Origin of the sequence: Oceanobacillus luteolus, from assembly GCF_023715655.1 — a bacterium.
GTDB lineage: Bacteria > Bacillota > Bacilli > Bacillales > Amphibacillaceae > Oceanobacillus > Oceanobacillus luteolus.
The window spans coordinates 1-25,657 of sequence record NZ_JAMBON010000003.1 but is presented as its reverse complement, the minus strand read 5'-3'; the positions used below and the strand labels follow the sequence as shown (position 1 = coordinate 25,657).

The window sequence follows — 25,657 nt, the reverse complement described above, 5'->3', positions numbered from 1 at the left end:
GTTTCCTCCTTATTAAATGTTCTTATAGCTTTTATTCAGAGAGAATAGATGGAACTCGGAATTGACCGTCTTTCTGATCAGGAGCATTTTTTACAGCTTCCTCTTGGGTTATCCATTCCTTAGGTTCGTCTTTCCTCATGACATTCGTCAATTTCAATACATGGGTTGTAGGTTCTACGTCCGATGTATCTAATTCATTTAGCAGTTGAGCATGCTCAATAATCGACTTCAATTCATCCGTTAGCTTTTCAGCTTCTTCGTCAGTGATGTGAAGTCTAGCTAATTCAGCGACATGCATCACTTTTTCTTTTGAAATAACGTTTCCCATTATTTGAACCTCCTAGCATTATCAACTAAAAACCATTTATTTCATTTTTTTATTATAACACTATTGATGATAGCAGAGAAGCCTCGCTGTAAGCAAATTATCAACCAAAAGCGGAAGCGACCGTTTAGGGGCTTCCGAACTGAACTGCGGTGCAGGGAGATAAAGGAAACACGGCGAGGAACGAGCCGATGTTGACTTATCGACTGAAACCGCAGGAAGTTCGGGCAGCCCCTGGTCGCTGAAGCTAGACATCAACCAAAAGCGAAAGCGACCGTTTAGGGGCTTCCGAACTAAACTGCGGTGCAGGGAGATAAAGGAAACACGGTGAGGAACGAGCCGATGTTGACTTATCGACTGAAAGCGCAGGAAGTTCAGGCAGCCCCTGGTCGCTGAAGCTAGACGTCAGCCAAAAGCAGAATATACCATCTAGATATAAAAGCCTATACAAATATCAAGATTTTTAATCATTCATAAAAAAAATCCTGAAGCAGATGGTCTACTCCAGGAAAAATGTATTCATTATTGGGGATAATAAAATACTTAATAATCAGAATCAAGGTTCCATGGTGATTTTACAATAGGTGGGTGTCTTTCACCCCAAGTTGTCTCAATTGGATCTGAGTTGACTGCGAAAAATACTCCTGAAACGATTACTGCAGCTAAGGTAATACCAGCAAATAGTTTTTTCATTTTTCATCCCTCCTTTAAAGGTTTGATAACTCTCTATATGAACTATTAGCGAGTTTATAATATTTAGTTGCATCCTTATACTTATGGATGCCTTCGTAATGTTTGGCAAGCATAGATGCGAAAATCACCGTATTCGCATGGTCTTTACGTTTTATTAGTAAAGGAATAAATTTATTTTTCACAAGAGTCACAAATTTATTTGCCTGATTCGTGATGGAATAATAATAGGTATGTATGACATGGTAATAAAAATCATAAGCGTTATTCTGTGGAATTTGATCTAATAATTTTAACGCTTCATCAATCATTTCTTTGGCTTTCGTAAATTCCTCTGTAACATAGTAAACTTTGACTAAATCGGTTATTGCACCAACTTTAACCTGTTTATTTACATTTTTATCCTCTACGATTTCCAAATAAAATTTGATTGCTTCTTTATTTTTTCCTAATGTGGCATATAGGTAACCAAGGTTTTGGTTAGTTAGCTGAATAAGTTCTTGGTTGCTATTCAATCCGGCAAGATGTTTTGCGAGATTATAATTTTCAATCGCTTTATCATACATTTTAAGCCGGCGATATGATATTCCAAGTACAATATGACATTTAGCACAGTGGAGGAAATTATATTTTTTCATATAGATATCCAAAGAATAATTCGCATAAGCAATAGCTTCAAGCGTATTTCTGACTTGGCTGTATGCTATCGACATAGTATACTGCAAATCTGCAATTTCATCTTCGGGTATATCCAGATTACGTGATAATTCTTCTGCTTTTTTGTATCTTTCAATCGCGGTAGTATCTTCTCCAACTTGAGAATTATAGTTTCCACGGAATTTAAACCAGTAATAGAGTTCTCTCGTATCGAAGGAACTAGCCATTTTATTCAATTTATTGATTTGGTCCAATGCTAATTTTTCTTCGTCGAGATATAGGAAATATCTGATTTTATGAATCTCGAATAATAGTACACGATCAGATAAATTACTATCTAATAATTCCTGTAATTCATTGTATAATTCTTTGATTTCATTTCCGTCTTGCTTATCTAGAAGCATGACAAACCATTTTTCACATTTTTCCTCGATGACATCATCCATGTTGCGATCAAGTTCAATCCCAAGCCGATTACATAAGAGTTGAATGATGTGTGGGCTTGCTTCTGTTTTCAGATTCTCGATTTTTGATAAATAAGAAACGGATACAATTCCCTCCGCAAGCTCACCCAAAGTCATTTTCTGTTTTGTACGCTGCATCTTTATGAATGAGCCGATTTCAATCATCAAAGTCACCCTGCAATCTCTACTGTAATACTATTCTCGTCTATATTTGCTATATTTCTAGTATAGCATAATTTCAAAAAATTCATATTGGGAAAATCATGTCTTTTAAGGTCGATTATCGGGGTTAAATGTTTCGAATTTTCCTCTCACAAGAAAATACCACCCTTATTTGCTCTTTAAAGCCAATAAAGATGGTATTTTATCATTTTAGAAAGCTATTTTAAAGCATTTCCGAAGTAGTTTTTCCTTGCATATGCTGGATGAGGTAATCAGGTCCACCAGCTTTAGAGTCAGTACCTGACATATTAAAGCCGCCAAACGGCTGGTAACCGACGATAGCTGCAGTACAGCCACGGTTAAAGTAAAGGTTTCCAACATGGAAATCTTCACGAGCCTGTTCCAGATGCTCACGATTATTCGTAATTACTGCACCAGTCAACCCGTATTCTGTGTTATTAGCAATTTCAATTGCTTCATCGAAATCCTTCGCTTTTGTCAGTGCAACTACTGGACCAAAGATTTCTTCTTGCATAATACGTGCCTGAGGATCGACATCAGCAAATACAGTTGGTTTCAAGAACCAGCCTTTACTGTCGTCTCCTTCCCCACCAGTTAGAAGCTCTCCTTCTTCTTTCCCAATTTCAATATACTTCAAGATTTTATCATAAGCTGCTTGGTCAATTACCGGTCCCATAAAATGATTTTGGTCAGCAGGATCTCCAACGGTCAACTCATTTGTCAGCTCCACTACACGGTCTTTCACTTGATCGTAGACATCTTCATGAATAACTGCTCGTGAACATGCTGAACATTTTTGTCCGGAAAAGCCAAAAGCAGATTGAACGATGGATTGCGCAGCTAATTCAAGGTCTGCTTCATTGTCCACTACGATGGTATCTTTTCCACCCATTTCAAGGATGGTACGTTTAAGCCACTTTTGTCCTTCTTGGATGACCGCCGCTTTTTCAAAAATTCTAGTACCTACCTCACGGGAGCCCGTAAAGCTGATAAAGCGGGTACGTGGATGTTCAACGAGATAGTCGCCAACTTCACTTCCTGGACCTGGAATGTAGTTGACCACCCCTTTAGGCATACCAGCTTCTTCTAGAACCTCAATAAACTTATACGCAATAATTGGTGTAGTACTTGCCGGTTTAAGTAAAACGGTATTTCCAGTCACCATAGACGCAACTGTTGTACCTGCCATTATCGCAAACAAGAAATTCCAAGGTGAAATAACTAATCCAACACCTAGTGGAATGTAATGGAATTGATTATGTTCAATTGGTCGACTGTTTACTTCCACACCATCTTTAATCTTCAACATTTGTCGGCCATAGTATTCTAGGAAATCGATTGCTTCTGCAGTATCCGCATCCGCTTCTTTCCAAGGTTTACCACCTTCTTTAACGAGATGGGCATTAAACTCGAACTTACGTCGGCGGATAATTGCTGCTGCACGGAATAATACACCAGCACGGAATTTTGGATCTGTTTTTCTCCAAGTATTAAACGTCTCATCAGCAACTTGTATAGCCTTTTCAGCAAGGTCTTTATTTGATTTAGATACATACCCTAGGATCTCCGTTTTATTAGAAGGGTTTACAACTTTGATTTTATCTTCGGTCGTTATTCTTTCGCCACCTATAACTAGTGGATATTCTTTACCGAATTCAGCTTCGATATTTTTCAAAGCTTCCTCCATTTTCTTTCGGTTCTCTTCTACAGAAAAATCTGTGAATGGTTCATGTGTGTAAGGTACTACCATGAAAAAACCTCCTTAAAATGTTATACAATCAAATTAACCTTGTATATGAATCTCAAATTCCATTGTAACGAAAATATGAAAGCGGTTCAAATATTAATAGGTTGATATATTTGTAAATTTGAAAAACCGTTTCATAACAGTATAATCATCTGTTATGAAACGGTTTTTCACTTATGGGCTATTAATGGTATATATGAACGTCTGGTTGTTCCTCCCCAGCCTTACGGTAAACGAGACTTTCTACTTTATCACTAGATGTGACATTTATTTCGAGATCATAATGATTTTGGAAAATTTCCCCAATTTTTTCATACACATGCTGGGTGAATCCAATTACCTCTGCTTTTCCATAGAACTGAATAGGTACTTCTATCGTTAATCTTTTTAATTCACCATTCACATAAAATCCTTCACCAATTGCTCCAACATAGTTAGGGAAGAACTTCGCAATTTCATTTCCAAATCGATTAAAGTTTTCGAAGTCAGTTAAATACTTATCTTCCGCTTCTTTCGATGGAAATAAAATATATTCCTCATCAATATCTTCCCAACCATCAATGGAACTGCTGCCACTCGGAACAATCGTCCTTGTAACGTAATTTCCTGGTACTGGTGAAGACTGCGATTCTTCACGATAGAGTGCGACCATAATTGGTACATCAGGCACATCTTCCATTTCCCTTAATTCTTGTACTATAGTATCAGCAACTTCATATCCTTTAGCCAACATTTCATTCATGGAAATATCGTAATTGAAGGACGGTCCTCCAACCTCAACCTGATAGCGATACACTGACTTCAAGGCAATTCCAATCGAAATGCCTGCAACATGGACCGAATTGCCTTCGCCAGGAAGAAGATAGTTCTGCTCTAAGATATGGGAGAAGATCCGTGGATTGTTCTCATGTTTTTCACGGTCCCAACTCCTTCTTTCATCACGCGTCCCTGGGTTAAGTTCTTCGATTAAATTAATAATTGTTGATTCTGTTAAATATCTTCCTTCTTGGAAGAAATATTTTTCCGGATTGAAAACATCAAGTGAATGCCTTCTTAACCCTTCTTCCATTTCGTCGATATCCACACGATTTGCAACCTGTCGAGTGATAACTCCACGCGCCTCGCTTGTGCGATAAGGAAGAATCATCCGATAATTACTTTCTCCTAAGCGATTTCCCGGTACAATCGATGTTTCTACCTCTGAGTCATCTTCATGTTGTAAGACTTCATCATCATTTATTGATGGCGCACAACCAGCAAGCAATAGGAGTGCACTTAAAAATAGTATCTGTAATTTTTTCATTCCCCATCACTCCTCATTTAACGCTTCCAGCAGCTGCTCCTCATTCCATACAGTTATTCCGAGTTTCATTGCTTTTTCATATTTGGATCCTGCTGCTTCCCCAGCAATCACTAGGTCAGTTTTTTTACTTACACTGCCTGTGACTTTGCCGCCAAGTGCTTCTATTTTTTCTTTCGCTTCGTTTCTGTTCAACTGCTCGAGTTTTCCAGTAAGGACCACCGTTTTATCCGAAAATGGGGTGCCCTCTGACTGAACGGCTTTCTTCGGTCCTTTATATTCCATATTAACACCGAGTTCACTTAATTCACTGAGCAGTACGCCAACCTTTTCTTCCTCAAAATATTGCACGACGGAATCAGCCATTTTTTCTCCAATCTCATCAACTGCTACAAGCTCCTCGTAAGTTGCCTGCTGCAATCTATCCATCGTTTCAAATTCCTGTGCAAGAATCCGGGCAGCTTTTTCACCAATGAAACGTATACCTAAACCAAAGATTAATTTTTCCAATGAATTTTCTTTGGAAGCTTCAATGGCTTCAAGAAGGTTAGATACTGATTTTTCACCCATTCGTTCCAGTTTTAATAGTTCTTCCTTCTCTAAACGGTATAAATCCGCTATCGTATGAATTAATTTTGCGTTAAAAAGCTGCATGACAACTTTTTCTCCGAGACCATCAATGTTCATCGCATTTCGGGAAACAAAATGAATGATCCCTTCCATCAGTTGTGCAGGACAGTTTGGATTAATACATCTTAATGCTACCTCTTCTTCCAACCGGACGAGTTCAGCTTCACAAGCTGGACAATGGGAAGGCATCGTGAATTCAACTTCTTTCCCTGTACGTTGTTCTTTTACAGCCCGTACAACTTTAGGAATAATGTCGCCCGCTTTCTTCACAACGACTGTGTCTCCAATCCGGATATCCTGCTCCCGAATCAGATCTTCATTGTGCAGGGAAGCACGTCCCACAGTAGAACCAGCAATTCGTACAGGTTCCAAGATTCCAGTAGGTGTCACAACACCTGTCCTTCCAACGCTGAGTTCAATATCTAAGAGCTTTGTCATCACTTCTTCAGCAGGGAATTTATAGGCGATCGACCACCTTGGACTTTTAGCGGTATAGCCAAGTTCTTCTTGTTGGGCAAGGTCATCAATTTTAATGACAATACCATCAATCTCATACGGAAGATTTGGGCGTTCCTCTGTCCAGTAATTGACGAATTCCATCACTTCTTCAATCGTCTTGCATTTTCTCCATTCTGGATTCGTCTTGAAACCAAGTTCCTTCAAGCGCTCCAATCGGGCACTATGTGTAGGTAGCGTATTATTTTCCCATTCACCGACTGCATACAGGAAAACATCGAGATTTCTACTTGCAGCAATCTTCGGATCGAGTTGGCGCAATGAACCAGCAGCTGCATTACGAGGGTTGGCGAATAATTCCTGTCCTTTTTCTTCTCTTTCCTTATTTAAGTTCTCGAAAGAGCGTTTTGGCATAAACACCTCTCCGCGGACTTCCAAGGTCTCCTCATCTTTAAGAACTAGTGGAATACTCCGCACCGTCCTTAAGTTCGCCGTTATATCTTCGCCGACTGTTCCGTCTCCCCGGGTTGCGCCACGCACAAACTGTCCATTTTCATAGGTCAATGAAACAGCCAATCCATCAATCTTCAACTCACATATATAGGTGATGTCTGTACCGAGAGCATTCGTTGCCCTTCTTGCAAAATCACGCAAATCTTCTTCATTAAATGCATTCGAAAGACTAAGCATCGGCACACGATGACGCGCCTTTTCGAAGCCTTCCAACAATGTACCACCCACCCGCTGCGTCGGCGAGTCTGGAGTGATGAATTCCGGAAATTTTTCTTCCAGCTCTTCTAGTTCCTTTAACTTCGCATCGTATTCTGCATCGGGTACAGTAGGTTGATCCAGTACGTAATATTCATAGCCATATTGATTAAGTACTTCCTTTAATGCATCAATCTTTTCTTTTGCTTGTTGTTTATCCACAGAAGAAAGCACCTCTATTCTTTTGTAATTGGAGCAAATTGAGCAAGCAGTCGTTTAATCCCTGTTGGTGCCGGAAATGCAATATCCAATTCCATTTTATCTCCTTCACCTTGAACACGGACAATGGTGCCCACTCCCCATTTTTTATGTTTGACTTTATCACCGGCATTCCACTCTTCACTTGCAGCAGTAGATGTCCGTTCGATACGGCGGGCTTTACGTTTTGGCGGGAAGGATGTCTCACTCCCACTTCCAAAAGGCTGCCCAAACCTCGTTTCCTGTGCCACTTCGAATCCTTCAATCAATTCATCAGGAATTTCCTGAATGAAACGACTGACTGGATTCATGTTGGTGCGGCCATATAATGTACGCATACGAGCATTGGTTAAGTAAAGCTGTTTTTCCGCCCGTGTAATTCCTACATAGGCAAGTCTTCTTTCCTCTTCCATTTCCTCTTCATCAAACATGGAACGGCTATGCGGGAACACATTCTCTTCCATTCCGATTAAAAAGACTACAGGAAACTCCAGTCCCTTCGCAGCGTGTAACGTCATCAAGGTTACTTTTTGTTCGGAGCTTTCTTCTTCGTCCATCCGATCGATATCTGCAATGAGAGCCAGGTCGGTCAAGAAGGCAACGAGAGTTTTATCTTCCGCATGCTTCTCAAATTCCTGAGTAACCGTCTTGAATTCCTCCAAGTTTTCCAACCTGCTTTGTGATTCGAGTGATTGTTCCCTTTTCAGCATTTCTTCGTAACCTGTCCGTTCAAGTACTTGTTCGACCATATCGGTTGCCGTTAAAAATTCTTGCTGATCGACAAGGCTTTGAATTAACTCTCCGAATTTGGCCAATGCATTGGCAGCTCGAGGCGACACTCCAGTGAAATCGACTTCTTTTAATGTCTCAAAGAAGGAAATATCATGCATAGTCGCATAACTTCTAAGTTTTTCAATGGAAGATTTCCCAATTCCCCGTTTTGGTTCATTGACAATCCGTTCAAAACTAATGTCATCATCTGGATTCGTAATTAAACGCAGATAAGCCAGCATGTCCTTAATTTCTTTTCTGTCGTAGAACTTTGTGCCGCCGACCATTTGATAGGATATGTTGGATTTTACGAGCGTATCCTCCATCGCACGGGATTGAGCATTCGTCCGATATAGAATGGCGACGTCACTTGGCTGGTATCCGTCCCTCATTAATTCCTTAATCCGTTCGATGACGAATAGTGCTTCATCTTGTTCTGTTTGTGCTTGATAATAATTGATTTTATTACCTTCGATATTGTCTGTCCAAAGATTCTTCGGTTTTCTCCCAGTATTATTCTCAATAACCTTATTTGCTGCTTGAAGAATGAATTTTGTAGAACGATAATTTTGTTCCAATAAGACCGTTTTTGCATTTGGATAATCCTCTTCAAAGGTTAAGATATTTGAGATATCCGCACCTCTCCAACGATAGATGGACTGATCAGAATCTCCAACAACACAGAGATTTCGAAAGCGGCTAGCCAATTGTTTTACAAGGAAATATTGAGCATGGTTTGTATCCTGATACTCATCTACATGAATGTATTGGAATCTACGCTGATAAAATTCGAGGACCTCTGGGACACGTTTAAAGAGAAGAATCGTTTGCATGATTAAATCATCAAAGTCCAGGGATTGATTTTTCCGTAGCATCGTTTGGTACCCTGTATAGACTTGGGAAACTTGTCGCTCGTAAAAGTTACTAGCTTTTTTTTCGAAATCTGCATCAGAAATCAGTTCGTTTTTAGCACTGCTGATTTGACCAAGCATTGCACGGGGATCGAATTGTTTGGGATCGAGGTTAAGATTTTTTAATACTTGTTTCACAACTGATAGTTGGTCACCACTATCAAGGATTGTAAAATTACGGTTATAACCAATCCGATCTATATCTCTTCTTAAAATACGTACACACATCGAGTGGAACGTGGATACCCACATATATTCCGCCTCTGGTCCGACTAACTTGCTTACCCTCTCCCGCATTTCTCGAGCTGCTTTATTCGTGAAAGTTATCGCTAGAATATTTCGAGGAGCCACTCCTTTTTCACCTAAAAGATAAGCAATCCGATGGGTAAGTACTCTTGTCTTTCCACTTCCTGCTCCGGCCATAATCAGAAGTGGACCTTCCGTATGCTTTACAGCCTCTTGTTGTTCTTTATTCAGTCCGGCCAATAACTCTTCGGTTGTCCGACTCATTTTTCCAACACCTTACCCTTCTTCTTTTACTGCTTCTACTGTTTTAAGTGCTTCTTTCAAATTCGTATAAATACTATTTCCGACAATGATGACATCTGCATGTTCCTTCATCTCGATTGCCTGTTCCTTCGTTTCGATTCCGCCTCCATAAAAGAGCAACGTATCTTCAAGTACATCACTAACTTCCTTCACGAGTTGCGGGTCACCGTACGTGCCGCTATATTCCACGTAGAAAATCGGCAAGTGGAAAACATGCTCCGCCATATAGGCATACGCCTTCACATCTTCCGCATCTGGTAAATAGCAATTCGTATATGTAAAAGCTTTCGCGTCTTCATTTAAGATGCAATATCCTTCAAAGTAAATCTCACTATATTCCATCATATCAATATACTGCTTAATAGCCTGATGCTGCACATCCATCATATACTTCTTTTCCTTGGAATTGAGCACCATTGGTACAAAGTAATAATCAAATCCGGGAGTTAATGTCTCTTCCTCAGAAACCTCAAGAATACAAGGCACAAGATGGTTCCTGCGGATTCTTGACAATAAATCTAAAACACCGTCCAATGTGACGTTATCCGTACCGCCAATAATGACCGCATCTGTCCCTGACTCACAGACAGCGTCCAAGTCCTCATCCGAGATTTCCTTTGCCGGGTCCAATTTGAATATATGTTTCCATTCTTTTAATTGATTTGCTTGTATAGTCAACCGTTCCATCCTCCATTATGTTCTTCCATTTGTTTATTATAACAAAAAACGCTAGAGGAATTTAGGAAATTGATGTGGAATTATTGGGGAAATGTTGTGGTGTTAAAATAAGGCTAATATTAACGTTTTTCGGGATGATTTATGGAATGGAAAATAGGTAACTATTATAATGTTTTTTGAAAAATAATGGCATGATTTTTAATTGGAAAAAATCCTAGATAAAACGGAAGCTACTGTTTTGAAAGTAGCAACGCTGCTCAAAATTAGCAGTAAAAAACAGCAAGGAGCAGGTGCTCTTGCTGTTTTTTATATTGCAATTATTCTTCTTTCAAACGATCGACGACCAATTTATAACCATCACTTCCAAAATTGATGCATCTGCGAACTCTGGAAATTGTTGCTGTAGATGCATTCGTGTCATTTTCGATGGCACTATATGTTGCTCCTTCTAGAAGCATTTTTGCAACCTGTAAACGCTGGGCAAAAGATTGTATTTCCGACATCGTTGCCAAATCATCAAAAAACTGATAGCATTCTTCGCGGTTTTTCAGCGATAAAATAGCATCAAATAATTGATCTAATTGTTCTCCTCGTAGTTTATCAATTTGCAATTTATTAACCTCCTGCTTTATTTCACATACTTATTCCGGATTGGATATCGTGACACTTTCCTCTATACTCGGATTTGTCGGAACCACATTTATCCAAGTTTTACCTGGCACAAACCCAATTTTCTTCCCATCCTTGACTGGAATAAGTCTACCACCTTCATTTTCCCATTGAAGTTGCTGCACTTTTCCATCTTGAAGCAAATAAGCGTTTCCTCCAGAGTCAAGGTCAATTGCTCTTCTTCCTTGGTCATCGATTACTTGATGAAAGGCTTCTATAATAAAAACATTCTTTACCTCAATTGGCGTTCCTGTATCCATCTCCACGGTCTGCTCACGGTCGTTATATCTTTTATACGAACCGTTTGCTTCATCAAAAGAAAATTCCACAATTTCCATCGGGTTTTCACTGTATACTATCTCTACATGCTGTGCCGGTTCGCCTGCAATACCTTCTATTTCTTCCTCTTCCAAGAATGGAAGGGGTTCATAATCCACAGTTGTTTCATACCCTTTTCCTTCGGCTACGCCATATACCGCATCAGTCAGTACATAAGAATTATGCGGCGCTTTTCGGAATGATTCCCGTTTAAATAATTTCCCATCATTGTCATAGGTTGATCCGTTTAAGAAAGAAATCCCTTGATTAATGATCATTTGGTCGACAAAGTCTGCGGCACCGTGATAGACATACAGCGCATTGTATCGGTCTGCTAAGTCAAAATAATATTCCCTCGCACTACGTACTGGACCAATCACATCAGGAATTTCACTTTGGAATAGAGCAAGAAATCGGGTGATCTTTCCTTCTGCCAATATTTCAAAGACAATATCTGCCTTGGATAATCCTGATTGCGGACGTGCTTCACTATGGTTATTAACCATGACTCCGATTATACGATTATCAACAGAATCATTTGTATATAACCCTGTTAAAGGATAACGGTTTTCTCCTTCAACTTCCACTTCTATCTCTTCTTTTGGTTCTTTTCCTATATCTTTTTCCTCATGGTCTGTAGTTTGATCTTCATCTTTCGAACAAGCCACTAACAGTATAGCTAAAAATAATAAGCCACCAAGTATTTTTTTCATAATCCCCACATCTTTCTATTAGCGTATTTTCTTATTTACTTTCATTATACGCTTTGGGTAAAATGCTGCACATCCTATTTTTGAATAATTTATCGAGCAAATTCATCAAGATCGCTCTGTATAATATACTACTTTATCACTTTAATGCTGTAAAGCTAAAAGTATATAATTAGGATATTTTTATAAGTTAGCATTGTGTTCTGTGAGTTTATTGTATTAATGGTAGCTTATATGCCATCTTAATTGGATTTTAATCGATAGAGGAAACGTAAGAGAGTCTTACATGCCCTCTTAACTGGCTTTTCATCGATAAAGAGTACATGAGAATGGCTCACATGCCCTCTCAACCGGTTTTTATCCAATAAAGGGTACGTGAGAATCTCAACTGATTTTTCATCGATAAAGGGAACGTGAGAATAACTCATTTACCCTCTCACTAGGAGAATTGTCACCGAAAGAAGTAACGCAAGAAAAATCCTCATGCCTCGCCCTGTTAAACGAAAAAGAAACCAACTAATTTGGCTGTAATCAGCCAAATTAGATGGTTTCATCATCTCAATTATTTACCAATATCTTTACGATAGAAGAAGTCGTTCGTATCATCAAATATTTTCAAAGCATCGTAAACTTTTCCTGCTGCTTCTTCTCTTGTTGCTGCCACAGCACCAACGAGAAGTACACGTCCCCCGTCAGAAACGAGTTCACCATTCTCTAGTTTTGTCCCTGCATGAACGGTGAGTGGATTAGATCCTTCTGGTAATTCTGGCAGCTGTACCCCTTTCTTATAAGAACCAGGATATCCTTGAGAAGCGATGACAACACCAAGTGAAGCGGCATCCTCCCATACTAATTCTGGGTCATTACCGTCGAGTACATCATGAAACACTTGATATAAATCATTTTTTAACAAAGGCAGCACGACCTGCGTTTCTGGGTCACCAAACCTTGTATTGAACTCAATCACTTTCGGACCTTGCGCAGTCATAATGAGTCCCGCATAAAGAATTCCTGTGAATGGACGACCTTCTTTTATCATTCCATTTGCGGTTCGCAACAAAATATTCTCCATCGCAAAATCCAAGTCAGCTTGGGTAACATCATCTGCTGGAGCAAATGCACCCATGCCGCCAGTGTTTGGGCCTTCATCATTATCAAATGCACGTTTATGATCACGAGCTGTAACCATTGGGAATACTTTATCCTCATGAACAAAAGCCATCAAAGAGAATTCCTTACCATCTAAAAATTCTTCAATAACAACAGTGGCACCTGCTTCTGCGAAAGCTTTAGAGACGAGCATATCATCTACTGCATCAAGCGCCTCCTCTTCTGTTAAAGCGACAATAACACCTTTACCGGCTGCGAGTCCATCCGCCTTAACAACGATTGGAGCACCTTGTTTTCGAATATAGGCTTTAGCTTCTTCAGGATCGGAAAAAACGGCATAAGCTGCAGTGGGAACATCATACTTCTGCATAAATTCTTTCGCATAGCTTTTGCTTCCCTCCAACAAGGCAGCTTTCTCACTCGGTGCGAAGATTTTCAATCCTGCTTCTTGAAAACGATCAGCGATTCCTGCATTCAAAGGATTCTCAGGACCGACAACTGTCAAATCAATTTCTTGCTCTTTTGCAAAAGCGACAAGTCCATCAATATCCATTTCATCAATGGCAACGCACTCAGCAGATTTCGCAATTCCTGCATTTCCAGGTGCTGCGAATATTTTTGACACTTGTTTACTTTCTCCAAGCTTTGTTACGATGCTATGTTCACGACCACCACGGCCAACTACTAAAACGTTCATCGCTATTCTCCCTTTGTCGATTAATGTTTGAAATGACGCATATTTGTATAAACCATTGCGATGCCATGCTCATCACAGACATCGATGGAATCTTGGTCACGATTCGAGCCACCTGGTTGGATAATTGCTGTTACTCCTGCTTTAATCGCATTTTCCACTGTATCAGGCATCGGGAAAAATGCATCCGATGCAAGAACAGAACCTTGGGCTTTTTCTCCAGCTTGTTCAATTGCAATTTTTGCGGAGCCGACACGGTTCATTTGTCCTGCACCGATACCGATTGTCTGATTATCTTTTGCAAGCACAATCGCATTCGATTTCACATGTTTTACTGCTTTCCATGCAAATAATAAATCAGCAATTTCTTTTTCGGTAGGCTGACGTTTTGTCACTACTTTTATGTCATCTGCTGTCACTCGTCCAGCGTCTTGATGTTGAATAAGCACTCCACCACTAACGCTTGTAAGTTTATGAGTTACCTCTTTCGTCTGAGTCATATCAACTTCAAGCAGACGAATGTTTTTCTTCTGTGTTAGGATTTCTAGTGCTTCGTTTGTAAAGCCAGGTGCTACGACAATCTCCAAGAAAATACCACTCAAAATCTCAGCTGTAGCTGCGTCTACTTCACGATTCAATGCAATAATCCCACCGAAAATCGAAACTGGATCGGCATCATAAGCAGATTGGAATGCTTGCGATAAACTGTCAGCTACACCAATTCCGCATGGATTCATATGCTTCACTGCAACTGCTGCTGGCTCACTATATTCTTCAACAATTTCAAGTGCAGCATTTGCGTCTTGAATATTGTTATAAGAGAGCTCTTTTCCATGAAGTTGTTTCGCCCTAGCTAAACTTAAACCAGTTGAAAGTGGAGCACGATAGAAGGCTGCCGCTTGGTGCGGGTTCTCTCCATAACGTAAATCTTGAACTTTTTCATATGTAACGGTGTAAGTTTCAGGGAACTCTTCTCCTGTTTCACCAGCAAAGTAACCTGCAATCATCGCATCATAATTTGCTGTGTGACGGAATACTTTTGCTGCCAATTGCTGACGTAATTCCAGAGAAACATTGTCTTCTTTTAGTGCTTCTAGTACTCTAGGGTAATCTTCCGGATCAACAATAACAAGAACATCTTCAAAGTTCTTCGCTGCCGAACGAAGCATCGTCGGTCCACCAATGTCAATATTTTCAATGATTTCCTCTTTAGAAACGCCGGCTTTCTGTAACGTTTCCTTGAACGGATATAAGTTGACGACTACGATATCAATCGGTTGAATGTCGTTCTCTTCCATCTGTTTCATATGGTCTGGGTTTGAACGCTTACCTAGCAAGCCACCATGCACTTTTGGATGAAGTGTTTTTACACGACCGTCCATAATTTCAGGGAACCCCGTCACTTCATCGATAGCTACCGCATCTACACCTGATTCTTGAAGGGATTTTAATGTACCTCCAGTAGAAATGACTTCAATCCCTAACTCACTTAAACCTTTAGCAAAATCTGTAATATTATTTTTATTGGAGACACTTATTAACGCTCTTTTCACCTTGAAAATCCCTCACTTCTTTATAAGCTCTTTAATGACTTGTGGATATAAACGATGCTCCACTTCTTGAATTCGTTGTTGTAATGTTTCTTTCGTATCGTCTTCAAAAACCGACACTGCTTCTTGCGAGATGATAGGACCTGTATCCATTCCTTCATCCACATAATGAACCGTGACTCCTGTTACTTTCACTCCTGCTTCGTAAGCCTGTCCGATTGCATCCATACCTGGGAACGCCGGAAGCAGGGAAGGGTGGATATTTAGGATTTTGCCTTGAAATGCGCCAAGTAATGTTTCACCTACTAAACGCATATATCCTGCAAGAAAAATCCATTCAATCTCTTTATCTTTTAAAATATCCACTATTTCTTGTTCATATGCTGCTTTATTCTCATAATCCTTTGCAGAAAAAACAAAGGTTTCAATTTTTGCTTCTTTCGCTTTATCAATTACTGCTGCATTCGGCTTGTCACATATTAAAAGCGAAATATCACAAGGCAAGTTCGTATCGTCGATAATCGCTTGAAAATTAGAACCTGTGCCAGATGCAAAAACCGCTGCCTTCACCTTAGCCATTAGGAAAACTGCACTCCTTCAGAATTTGTAACTTTACCGATGATGGAAGCTTCCTCTCCCGCTTCCTTCAAAATAGAGATGGTATCCTCAGCATCTTCTTCTTTCACTACAAGCACCATTCCAACCCCCATATTAAATACACCGTACATTTCATCTTCAGGAATGTCGCCTTTCGTTTGTAAGAAGGTAAAGATTTCTGGGATATTCCAGCTTCCTTTTTGCACTTCAACGCCGAGTCCTTCAGGAAGCATTCTCGGAAGGTTTTCATAAAATCCTCCACCCGTTACGTGGGAAATTCCTTTAACATCAACTTTTTCTAATACTTTCGCTACTTGCTTCGCATAGATTTTCGTTGGTGTTAAGAGAACTTCTCCTAAGGGCTTTGAAAGTCCTTCATATTGTTCTGCATAATCCAAGTCTTCCACAACTTTACGTACAAGAGAGTAGCCATTTGAATGGACTCCGCTGGATGGAAGACCGATCAACACATTACCTTCCTCTATCGTCTGTCCAGTAATGAGTTTCGATTTTTCCGCGATACCGACAACAAATCCTGCAAGGTCATATTCATCGTCGCTGTACATTCCCGGCATTTCTGCAGTTTCCCCACCAATTAAAGCAGCACCAGCATCCACACAACCATTTGCAACTCCTGCTACAATCTGTTCAATTTTTGCAGGCTCATTTTTCCCGCAAGCAATATAATCGAGGAAGAATAGCGGTTGAGCTCCTTGAGCGACAATATCATTCGCACACATTGCGACAAGATCGATGCCAACCGTATCATGCTTGTCCATTTGGAAAGCGAGTTTTAATTTCGTACCGACACCATCTGTTCCCGAAACCATAACTGGTTCTTTGTAGGAGAAACTTGATAAATCAAACAACCCTGCAAAAGAACCGATACCACCTAAAACCTCCGGACGGGTTGTTTTATTAATATGCTTTTTCATCCGTTCAACGGCTTCGTAGCCGGCTTCGACATCGACACCTGCTTTTTTATATACATCTGACATGGTTACACATCCTCTTATACTTTTTTAGGAGGGGTCTTCTCTATTATCCAATATAGGTACTGGATATTCTCCCGTCATACAAGCATGGCAAATTCCTTGATGAATCGATCGTTCTTGGACGATTGCCTGCTTCATGCCTTCCACTGATAAATATGCAATACTGTCTGCCTCGATCAGTTCACGTATTTCTTCTGGTGAATGATTCGCAGCAATCAATTCTTCCTTTGTTGACATATCAATCCCGTAATAACATGGGTCTTGAATGGCAGGAGAGGCAATCCGGACATGGACTTCTTTCGCTCCTGCTTCCTTCAATAGCCGTACAATATGCCGGGAGGTCGTTCCTCTTACGATAGAATCGTCAATCATTACAACGCGTTTTCCTTCTACAATCCCACGTACAGGGGAAAGTTTCATCTTCACACCTTGTTCCCGCAGCTCTTGGGAAGGCTGAATAAATGTACGTCCGATGTAACGATTTTTAATAATCCCCATTTCATAAGGCAGACCGGATTGTTCTGCATAGCCGATGGCTGCTGATATACTTGAATCTGGAACACCCGTCACCACATCAGCTTCTACGGGAGCTTCTTTTGCAAGCTCGATACCCATACGCTTCCTCGAAGCATGAACATTCACTTGATTCATATCACTGTCTGGTCTGGAGAAATAGACGTATTCCATTGCGCAAAGTCGACGTTGCTCCCTCATGGCAAACCGGACGGATTTCAATCCTTGATCATTGATTACAATCAATTCACCTGGCAGAACTTCACGTTCAAAAGTCGCCCCGATGAGATCAAAAGCACTTGTTTCAGATGCTACAACATAAGCATCACCAAGTTTTCCAATGGATAGAGGACGAATACCGTGCGGATCTGCTGCAGCATACATATTCTCTTTATCTAAAATCAAGAAGGTAAATGCACCTTCAAGTTGCTGAAGAGCTTGAATAATCGCGTCCTCGTTTGTATTTTCCTTACAACGTTTTATCAAATGGGCAAGTAGCTCTGAATCGGTGGAGGTCTGTAAAATACTGCCGTTATCTTCTAACACATCCCGCAGCTTTTCTCCATTGACGATATTTCCGCTATGGCTGATGGCGAGGCTGGTTTTTCTTGTCCGGAAGACGAGCGGCTCGACACTGTCTACTGCCCGTCGCTTATCGCCATGCTTCGAATATCTTACATGTGCGATCGCTGCAGTTCCTTTTAATTCTTTAAAACCAGCGTGCTTGAAAACATCATTTACAAGACCTAGACCTTTATGAAGTTTCAGTTCTTCTCCATCACTTACTACAACGCCCGCACCTTCTTGTCCACGATGCTGCTGAGCGTGGAGTCCATAATAGGAAAGCTCGGCAGCATGCGTATGTCCCCATATTCCAAACATAAGACATTCCTCTTTTAAGCTTTAGATTTCAAAAGCTGTGGAATTGCTTCCTTCCATAGCTTATTGAGTTGTTCGATTTCATCTTCAATGACAGATTCTCCGTTGATTTGTACGTTGATTTTTCTATCAGCAGTAACGGTACCGATATGAGTTGCATCTTGAACGATTTCTTCAAATTTTGCTTTGTTTTCTTCTTTAACAGATAGGAGGAAACGGGATTGCGTTTCACTGAATAGTACCGTTGTCGGATCGCCTTCCAGCTCTACCGCAACACCTAAGCCTTTATCGTTAAAAGTAGATTCAGAAAGGGCAACAGCGAATCCGCCTTCCGCTAGGTCATGGGCAGATTCAACCACACCTGCTCGGATTGCTTCCAGGATTTGTTGTTGGCGTGTTGTTTCTGTCTCCAGGTTGATTTCCGGTGCTTTTCCAGAGTAGGAACCTTCGAGAACATTTTGTAATTCACTTCCACCAAATTCAGGTTTTGTTTCACCTACAAGATAGACGAGGTCACCTTCGTTTTGGAACGTATTGGCAGTTACATAATCTGTCGACTCAAGCAATCCAACCATACCGATGATTGGTGTTGGCATAATCGCTTGCCCCTCCGACTCATTGTAAAGCGAAACATTACCACTGATTACTGGAGTTTCTAATTTCAGGCAAGCTTCACGGATTCCATCAATACTCTGTTCCATTTGCCAGAAAGTTTCAGGATTTGTCGGATTACCGTAATTTAGGCCATCCGTAATCGCAAGTGGTTTCGCTCCTGTACAAATCAAGTTACGGCTCGCTTCTGCAACTGCAATCTTACCGCCAACTTTTGGATCTAAGTATAGATAACGGGAGTTACAGTCTGTAGTGATTGCAATAGCTTTATCCGTTCCTTCAATTTTCACAACTGCAGCGTCACTTCCCGGTCCGACTAAGGTATTTCCTTGAGCTTCCGAATCGTATTGCTTGTACGCCCATTCTTTACTTGCAATTGTCGGCTGCTGCAGTAACGTACGAAGCATTTCCTGATGATTCTCCACAGCTGGCACAGATTTTTCTTTTGCCTGAAACTCTTGATAATACTTAGCCTCTTCTGCAGGTAATTCGTAAACCGGAGCATCGTCAGTCAAAGCATCCACTGGAATTTCTGCTTGAACTTCACCTTGATGCTTAATGCGGAATACTTTTTCTTCAATGACCTCACCGATAGCGACAGCTTCTACATCGTGTTTTTCGAAAATATCAAGAATTTCCTGTTCCCTGCCTTTTTTCACGACGAGGAGCATTCTTTCTTGTGATTCGGAAAGCATCATTTCATAGGCGTTCATGTTTTCTTCTCGTTGCGGAACATGGTCAAGAACTAGCTCCATTCCCGTTCCGGCTTTACTTGCCATTTCACTGGCAGAAGAAGTAAGACCAGCTGCACCCATATCTTGAATACCGACTAATGCATCCGAGTGGATGACTTCAAGACATGCAGCGACTAGCTTTTTACCCATATGAGGGTCACCAATTGCAACAGCGGATTTATTATCTTCTTCCGCTTCTACAACATCAGAGGAAAAAGCTGCACCGCCAATACCGTCTCTGCCTGTTTTACCACCAGCATAAATGACGGTATTTCCAGTGCCTTCAGCCACACCTTTTTGTACATCTTCGTGATTGACAAGTCCAACAACCATTGCGTTTACAAGTGGGTTCTCCTCATAAGTCTTATCAAACTGGACTTCCCCACCAACCGTTGGAACTTCAATTGTATTACCATAGCTTGCGATTCCACGAACTGCTTCGGAAAACAACCATTTTGTCCGATCTGTATCTAGGTTGCCAAAGCGTAAAGAGTTAAGTGCAGCAATTGGCTTTGCACCCATGGAAAAGACATCACGTAAGATTCCGCCTATCCCTGTAGCAGAACCTTCAAATGGTTCTACATAGGAAGGGCTGTTATGGCTTTCGATTTTAAATACGACCGCTTGATTGTCACCGATATCGACAACTCCAGCACCTTCACCAGGACCTTGAAGAACATGAGATCCTTCGGTTGGGAATTTTCGTAGCAGAGGCTTAGATGTTTTGTAACTGCAATGTTCCGACCACATAGCTGAGAATATTCCAGTCTCAATATAGTTCGGAAGACGATTCATCTTTTCTTTAATAAGCTTAAATTCTTCATCCGTTAAACCCATTTCTTGATAAATTTTTTCAGTTTCAATTTGCTCTGGATTGATTGGGTTCATGCTCATTCGCTTTTCCCTCCGTGTTTGGAAATTTTATTATTTAGATTTTTCATATTGCTCAACTTGGCTTAATACGTCTTCCATATCTTTGCCGACAAACGTAATATGACCCATTTTTCTTTTCACTTTCGCGGCAGCCTTTCCATACAGGTGGCTATGTCCATAAGGATTTGTTTTCACATAATCTAGTAAATCATCTATATCTTCACCTAAAATATTCACCATAATTGCAGGCTGTAAAAGTTCAATTGGTTTTAAAGGCAGACCACAAATTGCAAGGACATGTTGATCAAATTGTGAAACGTTACAAGCTTCAATACTATAATGCCCTGAATTATGAGGGCGTGGCGCCATTTCATTTAAATAAATCTCATCACCACGAACAAACATTTCAATGGCAAAAGTTCCGACAATCTTCATTTTCTCCCCGAGAAGACGAGCTGCTTGATAAGCTTTTTCCTGTACAGCTTCACTCACATTTGCAGGTACTGTCGTTTTGTATAAGATATGATCACGATGTTCGTTCTCAGAAATCGGGAAGAAGGCGATATCTCCTTGTAACGAACGGGAGAATACGACTGAAATTTCTTTGTCGAAGGTAATCCATTCTTCAATAATGCAATGGCCTTGCTCCTCGGCAAATTTAACCGCATCTGCCTTATCCGCGTCTGTTTCTATTTTCAGTTGCCCTTTCCCATCATACCCACCGCGACAAGTTTTAATAACCGCTGGAAGTCTCACATCCTGCAGTGCAATCTCTGCTTCTTCCCCATTTTTCACGATGGAAAAGTTCGGTACTGGAAGCCCCAAATCTCTTATCGTTGATTTTTCTTTTTCTCGATTTTGGGTAACTTCCAAAGCAAAAGCTCCTTGAGGAAGTTTCCCTTGAGCTTCAATATACGTTGCTGCATCAAGATCGACATTCTCAAATTCATACGTTACAACGTCACTGATTTTAGTCAGTTCTTTAATGGCATTCATATCATCATAATCAGCAGTAATTTGTACATCTGCCACTTGAGCGGTAGGACAGTCGGGAGTTGGATCAAGAACTGCGATTTTATAACCCATATATCTTGCTGCGATAGCCATCATTCTTCCTAATTGACCGCCGCCGATAATTCCAATTGTTTTTGGTGGTAAAATCACATTATTTGTTTGCAAGGTCTTCCCTCATTTCTGCGACTTTTTCTTTCATATTTTTACGGTATTTCTCCAAATTATCAGCTATTTCTTCATCAAATGTTCCAATTATTTGTGCAGCCAAAATTCCTGCATTCGTTGCCCCGGCTTTCCCAATTGCAACAGTTGCGGTAGGTACTCCACCTGGCATCTGGACGATCGATAATAATGAATCCAAGCCATTCAATGCTTTACTTTGCACTGGAACACCAATTACAGGGAGGTTCGTTTGAGAAGCAACCATTCCAGGTAAATGTGCAGCTCCTCCTGCACCGGCGATGATCACCTTGAGACCACGATTACGGGCATTCTTTGCATAATCAAACATGTCATCCGGTGTCCGGTGGGCCGATATCACTTCTTTTTCATAAGAAACATTCAACTCTTCAAGTACTTTACATGCATGCTCCATGGTTTCCCAATCGGAAATGCTTCCCATAATAACCCCAACTTGAGACATTAAAAATCCCTCATTTCTGTTAAGTTTAAAAAAGTCTATACCTTTCTCATGGCTTTGAGAGAAGATGATAGACTTAGGATAGACAACATTCATCAAGATATTTCACAAGTAAAATAATCTGATGCATCTTCCCTCATAGTCCTAAAATTTACGGTCTTAGGGTAGAAACTTCGGAGCCATATTCTCCATGAAATATATGAGGAACTAATTTAATTTTCTGGGTTAAGCATATCAAAACAGAGATAAAAAATCAATAAAAAATCGAACGATACAATAATAATTCTTGTAATCGTTCGGATTTTAGGTAGTTTACTAGATTTACTAAGACACAACGGTAGTCAAATCCATCGTTCATCGTTCAATACTTATTGGGATTCACTCTCTCTTTTCTCTTCCATAGCCTGTTCTTCAATCAGTTCTTCATGATGTTTCCGGATTTTACTCTTCCGTACTTGTTTAACCCAGAATCCACCATGAATTTGTTTCGGCTCATAAGAGATAATAAATGCTTTTGGATCAATTTCTTGAATCAATTCGTACAAGGAAAGTTCATACTTTCTCGGGGTAAGGATTTGCATGGATAAACGATCTCCATCCATCCCATAAGAAAACCAGCTTGTTACACCAAATCCTTTCTCCCGAATTTGTTGGGTGAACTTTATGTCTGGGTTGGAAGAAGTGACATTGACAACGATATAACCGAGCGCAAGCTTTTCTTCAATAATGGAACCTACAATGACCCCAAGTCCATACCCGAGTGCATAGGCGATTAAATTTTGTATTTCATTTAGATTATCAAGTACGAGTCCGAGACCGACGACATAAATGACCACTTCAATCGTACTGACAAGAGCAGCGATATAACGCCTTCCCTTTAATGTAAGGATCATCCTTACCGTGAACATAGAAACGTAAATTACGTTAATCGCAAATATAATTGCTATCATGATAAAAGCATTTTCGAGCAAAATAATCCCTCCTGTTTCATGATTCCCCTTCTATATATGGAATGAAACAACGATAATCAATGGATCTGATGTTACTTTTCCACTAATGCCAAAGAGAATTCACCAATCGCATCTTCTACATATAAATCAGTAATTGAAGTGTAATAATTCTGGATGACTGCATTAAATTCCAAATTGTATTCAGGTACTCTAACTAAAAATTCATTTTTATATAACTCCGTTGTAATACGATGGTAATCATCACTGTGAACTTTAAAATCAAACTGAATCAATCTTCGCCCACCATTTTCACTATCTAGTACTTGTTCTCGAAAATTACTCACATCATCTATTATCAAATCATTAATATGGATTTCCATCATTACCCCACTCCTTGTTATGGAATGACCCAGTTATTCTTTGTTCGGACCAAAAACACGATCATCAATCGCTGACTCCTGGCCACGCAAGCGTTTTTTCAACCGTCTTACCCAACTTTCAGCTAGCAATTCACAAGAGGCCAATTCATCTGCCATAAGTAAATCGTCTTTATGAAAATGCATCACCTCATTAGCAGCTTGGATAGACCACTGTGGATACGGCCGTTCAATTAAATGGATTGGACTATCCGCTTTCACATAACCTTCCTTTAACACACGGAAATACCAGCCTGTCCTTCCGGTGTTTTGAATTTGTAAAGCAAGATCTAGAATGTCAAAACGTCTCGCTGGTTTCCAGCATGGTTGCCTTGGCTGTGAAACTTGGATGACCGCGTCTCCCACCTCGTATGTATCCCCGATACATACACTAAACTCATCCATCTCCAGAACAACAAAGTTCTCACCCATACCGCCCATCGTGATATCTTCCCGTTCATACTTTTCTTGCCAAAACGTGTAATGTTTAATTGGATAACAAAAAATCGCCTTTTCCGGCCCGCCATGGTTTTTCTTATCAGCCACTTCATCGCCGACAAGACCTGTCTCACTAAGCCACACTTCTCCAGTGGCTTCATTTTTAAACATCCCACTTTCCCACTTTCTTTCTAGTGGATGTTTCGCATTCTCTTTTCCAGCTTGTTTTACCTTCCCGATAAATAGTTTATGTAGATGAGGCTCGTGCTCTTCCATTGTTTCACCTGCTTCTCCATGATATTATAGTTCTTATTCTACTTTAATTATTTAAAGAATGAAACAGATACATATGGAGGGGAAATTATGGCGACAGAGAAAGCAATATTTGCAGGTGGATGTTTCTGGTGTATGGTACAACCTTTCGATACGTGGGATGGAGTGCATCAAGTAATCTCAGGCTATACCGGCGGTCATGTTGAAAATCCGACGTACGAGCAAGTAAAAACTGGCGAAACAGGGCATTATGAAGCGGTTGAAATCATTTATGATCCTGAAATTATTAGTTACGAAACCATTCTCGATGTTTATTGGCAACAAGTGGACCCGACTGATCCTGATGGTCAATTCCAAGATCGTGGAAGTCAATATCGGGCTGCAATTTTCTATACAACACAGGAACAAAAGGAAAAAGCGGAAGCCTCCAAAGCAGAACTTGCCGCAAGTGGTAAGTTCACCAAACCGATTGTTACTGAAATCCTTCCTGCTACTGTCTTTTATCCCGCAGAAGAGTACCATCAAGATTTTTATAAAAAAGAATCAGAGTACTATCAAGAGGACCGAGCGAAGTCTGGCAGAGATGAGTTTATTGAAAAGCATTGGAAAGCTGAGTAAGAGATAAAAAGAGGCTGGGACATAACTAGCCGAAAACAGTAATTAAAAAGGATCCAAGCAATCAAAACTTTGCTAGGATCCTTTTTTGAGTCAAATTTATCATTATCGGTCTTTAGATTGGGGTTGTTGGCGGTGAACTTTCTCAAGTTCACCGCCATCAATGCAAAGCCTAATTCATTGGTCACCTTCTGTTTTCCCCTGACGGAAAAACGAGTGAAACCCAAATTAGCCTTCAGAAATCCGAACACTGGTTCCACGTCTATTTTGCGTTTCCCGTAAATTTCACCAGTTTTTTCGTCTGAAAGCTTGGTACGTACATATTCTTTTTGAGACTCCCACTTTTCATTGATGAAGACTTTTCGGTTGTTTCCTTCTTTTGCTTTCGTGCATAGATTGCGGAGTGGACAACCTGAACAGTCCTCACATTCGTAGACTTTAAATTCTCGTTTGAATCCGTATCTATCTGTTCGTTTCGAATGGTGGCTAAATCGTACTTTTCTTCCGTTTGGACATAGATATGCATCCTCTTCTTCGTCGTATTCCCAGTTGTCTACATGAAAAGCATTCTCTTTGTGTTTCTTTTTCTTCTCCTTTCGATACTGATTGTACGTAATAAGTGGAATTCTATTTCGATTTTCGATAATATCTTCATAATTCTGTTCGCTACCGTATCCTGCGTCCGCCACAATATGATCCGGCAGTTCAAAAAAGTGTTCTTCAATGGTAT

23 protein-coding genes and 1 riboswitch are annotated in these 25,657 nt (G+C 40.3%); of the genes, 1 reads left to right on the top strand and 22 read right to left on the bottom strand.

The features are described 5' to 3' along the window. Positions 1 to 31: 31 nt before the first annotated feature. From gatC to M3210_RS03845, 21 genes are all read right to left on the bottom strand, one after another. Positions 32 to 328 (bottom strand): Asp-tRNA(Asn)/Glu-tRNA(Gln) amidotransferase subunit GatC, encoded by a 297-nt coding sequence (gene gatC / locus M3210_RS03945; RefSeq protein ID WP_251511787.1) that lies wholly within the window; start codon positions 326 to 328, stop codon positions 32 to 34. A 540-nt stretch (positions 329 to 868) separates the two neighbouring features. After that, positions 869 to 1,018 (bottom strand): hypothetical protein, encoded by a 150-nt coding sequence (locus M3210_RS03940; protein ID WP_251511786.1) that lies wholly within the window; start codon positions 1,016 to 1,018, stop codon positions 869 to 871. Positions 1,019 to 1,032: 14 nt separating this feature from the next. Beyond that, positions 1,033 to 2,301 carry a helix-turn-helix domain-containing protein gene (locus tag M3210_RS03935; RefSeq protein ID WP_251511785.1) on the bottom strand — a complete coding sequence of 423 codons (1,269 nt, stop codon included), beginning with the start codon at positions 2,299 to 2,301 and terminating at the stop codon, positions 1,033 to 1,035. Positions 2,302 to 2,521: 220 nt separating this feature from the next. Further along, positions 2,522 to 4,069: an L-glutamate gamma-semialdehyde dehydrogenase gene (gene pruA / locus M3210_RS03930; RefSeq protein WP_251511783.1), complete on the bottom strand. Its 1,548-nt coding sequence runs from the start codon at positions 4,067 to 4,069 to the stop codon at positions 2,522 to 2,524. 181 nt (positions 4,070 to 4,250) lie between these two features. Then, entirely contained in the window at positions 4,251 to 5,369 is a 1,119-nt protein-coding gene (locus tag M3210_RS03925) for a CamS family sex pheromone protein (protein ID WP_251511781.1), read from the bottom strand. Positions 5,370 to 5,375: 6 nt separating this feature from the next. Beyond that, positions 5,376 to 7,382, bottom strand: coding sequence for an NAD-dependent DNA ligase LigA (gene ligA / locus M3210_RS03920; protein WP_251511778.1), 2,007 nt, complete (start codon positions 7,380 to 7,382; stop codon positions 5,376 to 5,378). A 14-nt stretch (positions 7,383 to 7,396) separates the two neighbouring features. Next, positions 7,397 to 9,610 carry a DNA helicase PcrA gene (gene pcrA, locus M3210_RS03915; RefSeq protein WP_251511775.1) on the bottom strand — a complete coding sequence of 738 codons (2,214 nt, stop codon included), beginning with the start codon at positions 9,608 to 9,610 and terminating at the stop codon, positions 7,397 to 7,399. 12 nt (positions 9,611 to 9,622) lie between these two features. After that, entirely contained in the window at positions 9,623 to 10,321 is a 699-nt protein-coding gene (gene pcrB / locus M3210_RS03910) for a heptaprenylglyceryl phosphate synthase (protein ID WP_251512025.1), read from the bottom strand. A 323-nt stretch (positions 10,322 to 10,644) separates the two neighbouring features. After that, a complete protein-coding gene (locus M3210_RS03905) occupies positions 10,645 to 10,938 on the bottom strand; it encodes a YerC/YecD family TrpR-related protein (protein ID WP_251511773.1) in 294 nt (97 codons plus the stop codon). Positions 10,939 to 10,968: 30 nt separating this feature from the next. Further along, complete coding sequence (locus M3210_RS03900) at positions 10,969 to 12,027, bottom strand: DUF3048 domain-containing protein (RefSeq protein ID WP_251511770.1); 1,059 nt, start codon at positions 12,025 to 12,027, stop codon at positions 10,969 to 10,971. 559 nt (positions 12,028 to 12,586) lie between these two features. Continuing rightward, positions 12,587 to 13,831, bottom strand: a complete 1,245-nt coding sequence (gene purD, locus M3210_RS03895) for a phosphoribosylamine--glycine ligase (RefSeq protein ID WP_251511767.1) — start codon at positions 13,829 to 13,831, stop codon at positions 12,587 to 12,589. Positions 13,832 to 13,851: 20 nt separating this feature from the next. Continuing rightward, complete coding sequence (gene purH / locus M3210_RS03890; protein WP_251511763.1) at positions 13,852 to 15,381, bottom strand: bifunctional phosphoribosylaminoimidazolecarboxamide formyltransferase/IMP cyclohydrolase; 1,530 nt, start codon at positions 15,379 to 15,381, stop codon at positions 13,852 to 13,854. A 12-nt stretch (positions 15,382 to 15,393) separates the two neighbouring features. Then, a complete protein-coding gene (gene purN, locus M3210_RS03885; RefSeq protein WP_251511760.1) occupies positions 15,394 to 15,957 on the bottom strand; it encodes a phosphoribosylglycinamide formyltransferase in 564 nt (187 codons plus the stop codon). Continuing rightward, positions 15,957 to 16,973: a phosphoribosylformylglycinamidine cyclo-ligase gene (gene purM / locus M3210_RS03880; RefSeq protein WP_251511757.1), complete on the bottom strand. Its 1,017-nt coding sequence runs from the start codon at positions 16,971 to 16,973 to the stop codon at positions 15,957 to 15,959. The genes purN and purM overlap by 1 nt, the downstream gene beginning before the upstream one ends. Before the next feature lie 24 nt (positions 16,974 to 16,997). After that, entirely contained in the window at positions 16,998 to 18,365 is a 1,368-nt protein-coding gene (gene purF, locus M3210_RS03875) for an amidophosphoribosyltransferase (RefSeq protein WP_251511754.1), read from the bottom strand. A gap of 14 nt (positions 18,366 to 18,379) precedes the next feature. Further along, entirely contained in the window at positions 18,380 to 20,602 is a 2,223-nt protein-coding gene (purL, locus tag M3210_RS03870) for a phosphoribosylformylglycinamidine synthase subunit PurL (RefSeq protein WP_251511751.1), read from the bottom strand. Positions 20,603 to 20,632: 30 nt separating this feature from the next. After that, positions 20,633 to 21,760, bottom strand: a complete 1,128-nt coding sequence (purK, locus tag M3210_RS03865; RefSeq protein WP_251511748.1) for a 5-(carboxyamino)imidazole ribonucleotide synthase — start codon at positions 21,758 to 21,760, stop codon at positions 20,633 to 20,635. Further along, positions 21,747 to 22,238 carry a 5-(carboxyamino)imidazole ribonucleotide mutase gene (gene purE / locus M3210_RS03860; RefSeq protein ID WP_251511745.1) on the bottom strand — a complete coding sequence of 164 codons (492 nt, stop codon included), beginning with the start codon at positions 22,236 to 22,238 and terminating at the stop codon, positions 21,747 to 21,749. Before purE ends, purK begins: the two co-directional genes overlap by 14 nt. 116 nt (positions 22,239 to 22,354) lie before the next feature. Further along, positions 22,355 to 22,458, bottom strand: a riboswitch (purine riboswitch). Between the two features lie 145 nt (positions 22,459 to 22,603). Then, positions 22,604 to 23,206, bottom strand: a complete 603-nt coding sequence (locus M3210_RS03855; protein WP_251511742.1) for a DUF2179 domain-containing protein — start codon at positions 23,204 to 23,206, stop codon at positions 22,604 to 22,606. 71 nt (positions 23,207 to 23,277) lie between these two features. Further along, positions 23,278 to 23,568, bottom strand: coding sequence for a DUF3219 family protein (locus tag M3210_RS03850; RefSeq protein ID WP_251511738.1), 291 nt, complete (start codon positions 23,566 to 23,568; stop codon positions 23,278 to 23,280). Between the two features lie 30 nt (positions 23,569 to 23,598). Then, the gene (locus tag M3210_RS03845; RefSeq protein WP_251511736.1) at positions 23,599 to 24,315 is read right to left on the bottom strand and encodes an MOSC domain-containing protein; all 717 of its coding nucleotides are present in this window, start codon (positions 24,313 to 24,315) and stop codon (positions 23,599 to 23,601) included. An 87-nt stretch (positions 24,316 to 24,402) separates the two neighbouring features. Between M3210_RS03845 and msrA the strand changes: the two genes are divergently transcribed. Then, positions 24,403 to 24,930, top strand: coding sequence for a peptide-methionine (S)-S-oxide reductase MsrA (gene msrA, locus M3210_RS03840; RefSeq protein ID WP_251511732.1), 528 nt, complete (start codon positions 24,403 to 24,405; stop codon positions 24,928 to 24,930). Here the strand turns inward: msrA and M3210_RS03835 are convergent. Beyond that, positions 24,867 to 25,657: transposase (locus tag M3210_RS03835; protein ID WP_251511730.1), on the bottom strand; the 791-nt coding region annotated here is incomplete at its 5' end. The two genes, msrA and M3210_RS03835, sit on opposite strands and share 64 nt — an antisense overlap.

What these genes read in the sequence shown, in the direction of transcription:
- gatC (WP_251511787.1), bottom strand. Translation starts at nt 328, where the DNA reads ATGGGAAACGTTATTTCAAAAGAAAAAGTGATGCATGTCGCTGAATTA.
- M3210_RS03940 (WP_251511786.1), bottom strand. Translation starts at nt 1,018, where the DNA reads ATGAAAAAACTATTTGCTGGTATTACCTTAGCTGCAGTAATCGTTTCA.
- M3210_RS03935 (WP_251511785.1), bottom strand. Translation starts at nt 2,301, where the DNA reads ATGATTGAAATCGGCTCATTCATAAAGATGCAGCGTACAAAACAGAAA.
- pruA (WP_251511783.1), bottom strand. Translation starts at nt 4,069, where the DNA reads ATGGTAGTACCTTACACACATGAACCATTCACAGATTTTTCTGTAGAA.
- M3210_RS03925 (WP_251511781.1), bottom strand. Translation starts at nt 5,369, where the DNA reads ATGAAAAAATTACAGATACTATTTTTAAGTGCACTCCTATTGCTTGCT.
- pcrA (WP_251511775.1), bottom strand. Translation starts at nt 9,610, where the DNA reads ATGAGTCGGACAACCGAAGAGTTATTGGCCGGACTGAATAAAGAACAA.
- M3210_RS03900 (WP_251511770.1), bottom strand. Translation starts at nt 12,027, where the DNA reads ATGAAAAAAATACTTGGTGGCTTATTATTTTTAGCTATACTGTTAGTG.
- purD (WP_251511767.1), bottom strand. Translation starts at nt 13,831, where the DNA reads ATGAACGTTTTAGTAGTTGGCCGTGGTGGTCGTGAACATAGCATCGTA.
- purN (WP_251511760.1), bottom strand. Translation starts at nt 15,957, where the DNA reads ATGGCTAAGGTGAAGGCAGCGGTTTTTGCATCTGGCACAGGTTCTAAT.
- purM (WP_251511757.1), bottom strand. Translation starts at nt 16,973, where the DNA reads ATGTCAGATGTATATAAAAAAGCAGGTGTCGATGTCGAAGCCGGCTAC.
- purF (WP_251511754.1), bottom strand. Translation starts at nt 18,365, where the DNA reads ATGTTTGGAATATGGGGACATACGCATGCTGCCGAGCTTTCCTATTAT.
- purL (WP_251511751.1), bottom strand. Translation starts at nt 20,602, where the DNA reads ATGAGCATGAACCCAATCAATCCAGAGCAAATTGAAACTGAAAAAATT.
- purE (WP_251511745.1), bottom strand. Translation starts at nt 22,238, where the DNA reads ATGTCTCAAGTTGGGGTTATTATGGGAAGCATTTCCGATTGGGAAACC.
- M3210_RS03850 (WP_251511738.1), bottom strand. Translation starts at nt 23,568, where the DNA reads ATGATGGAAATCCATATTAATGATTTGATAATAGATGATGTGAGTAAT.
- M3210_RS03845 (WP_251511736.1), bottom strand. Translation starts at nt 24,315, where the DNA reads ATGGAAGAGCACGAGCCTCATCTACATAAACTATTTATCGGGAAGGTA.
- msrA (WP_251511732.1), top strand. Translation starts at nt 24,403, where the DNA reads ATGGCGACAGAGAAAGCAATATTTGCAGGTGGATGTTTCTGGTGTATG.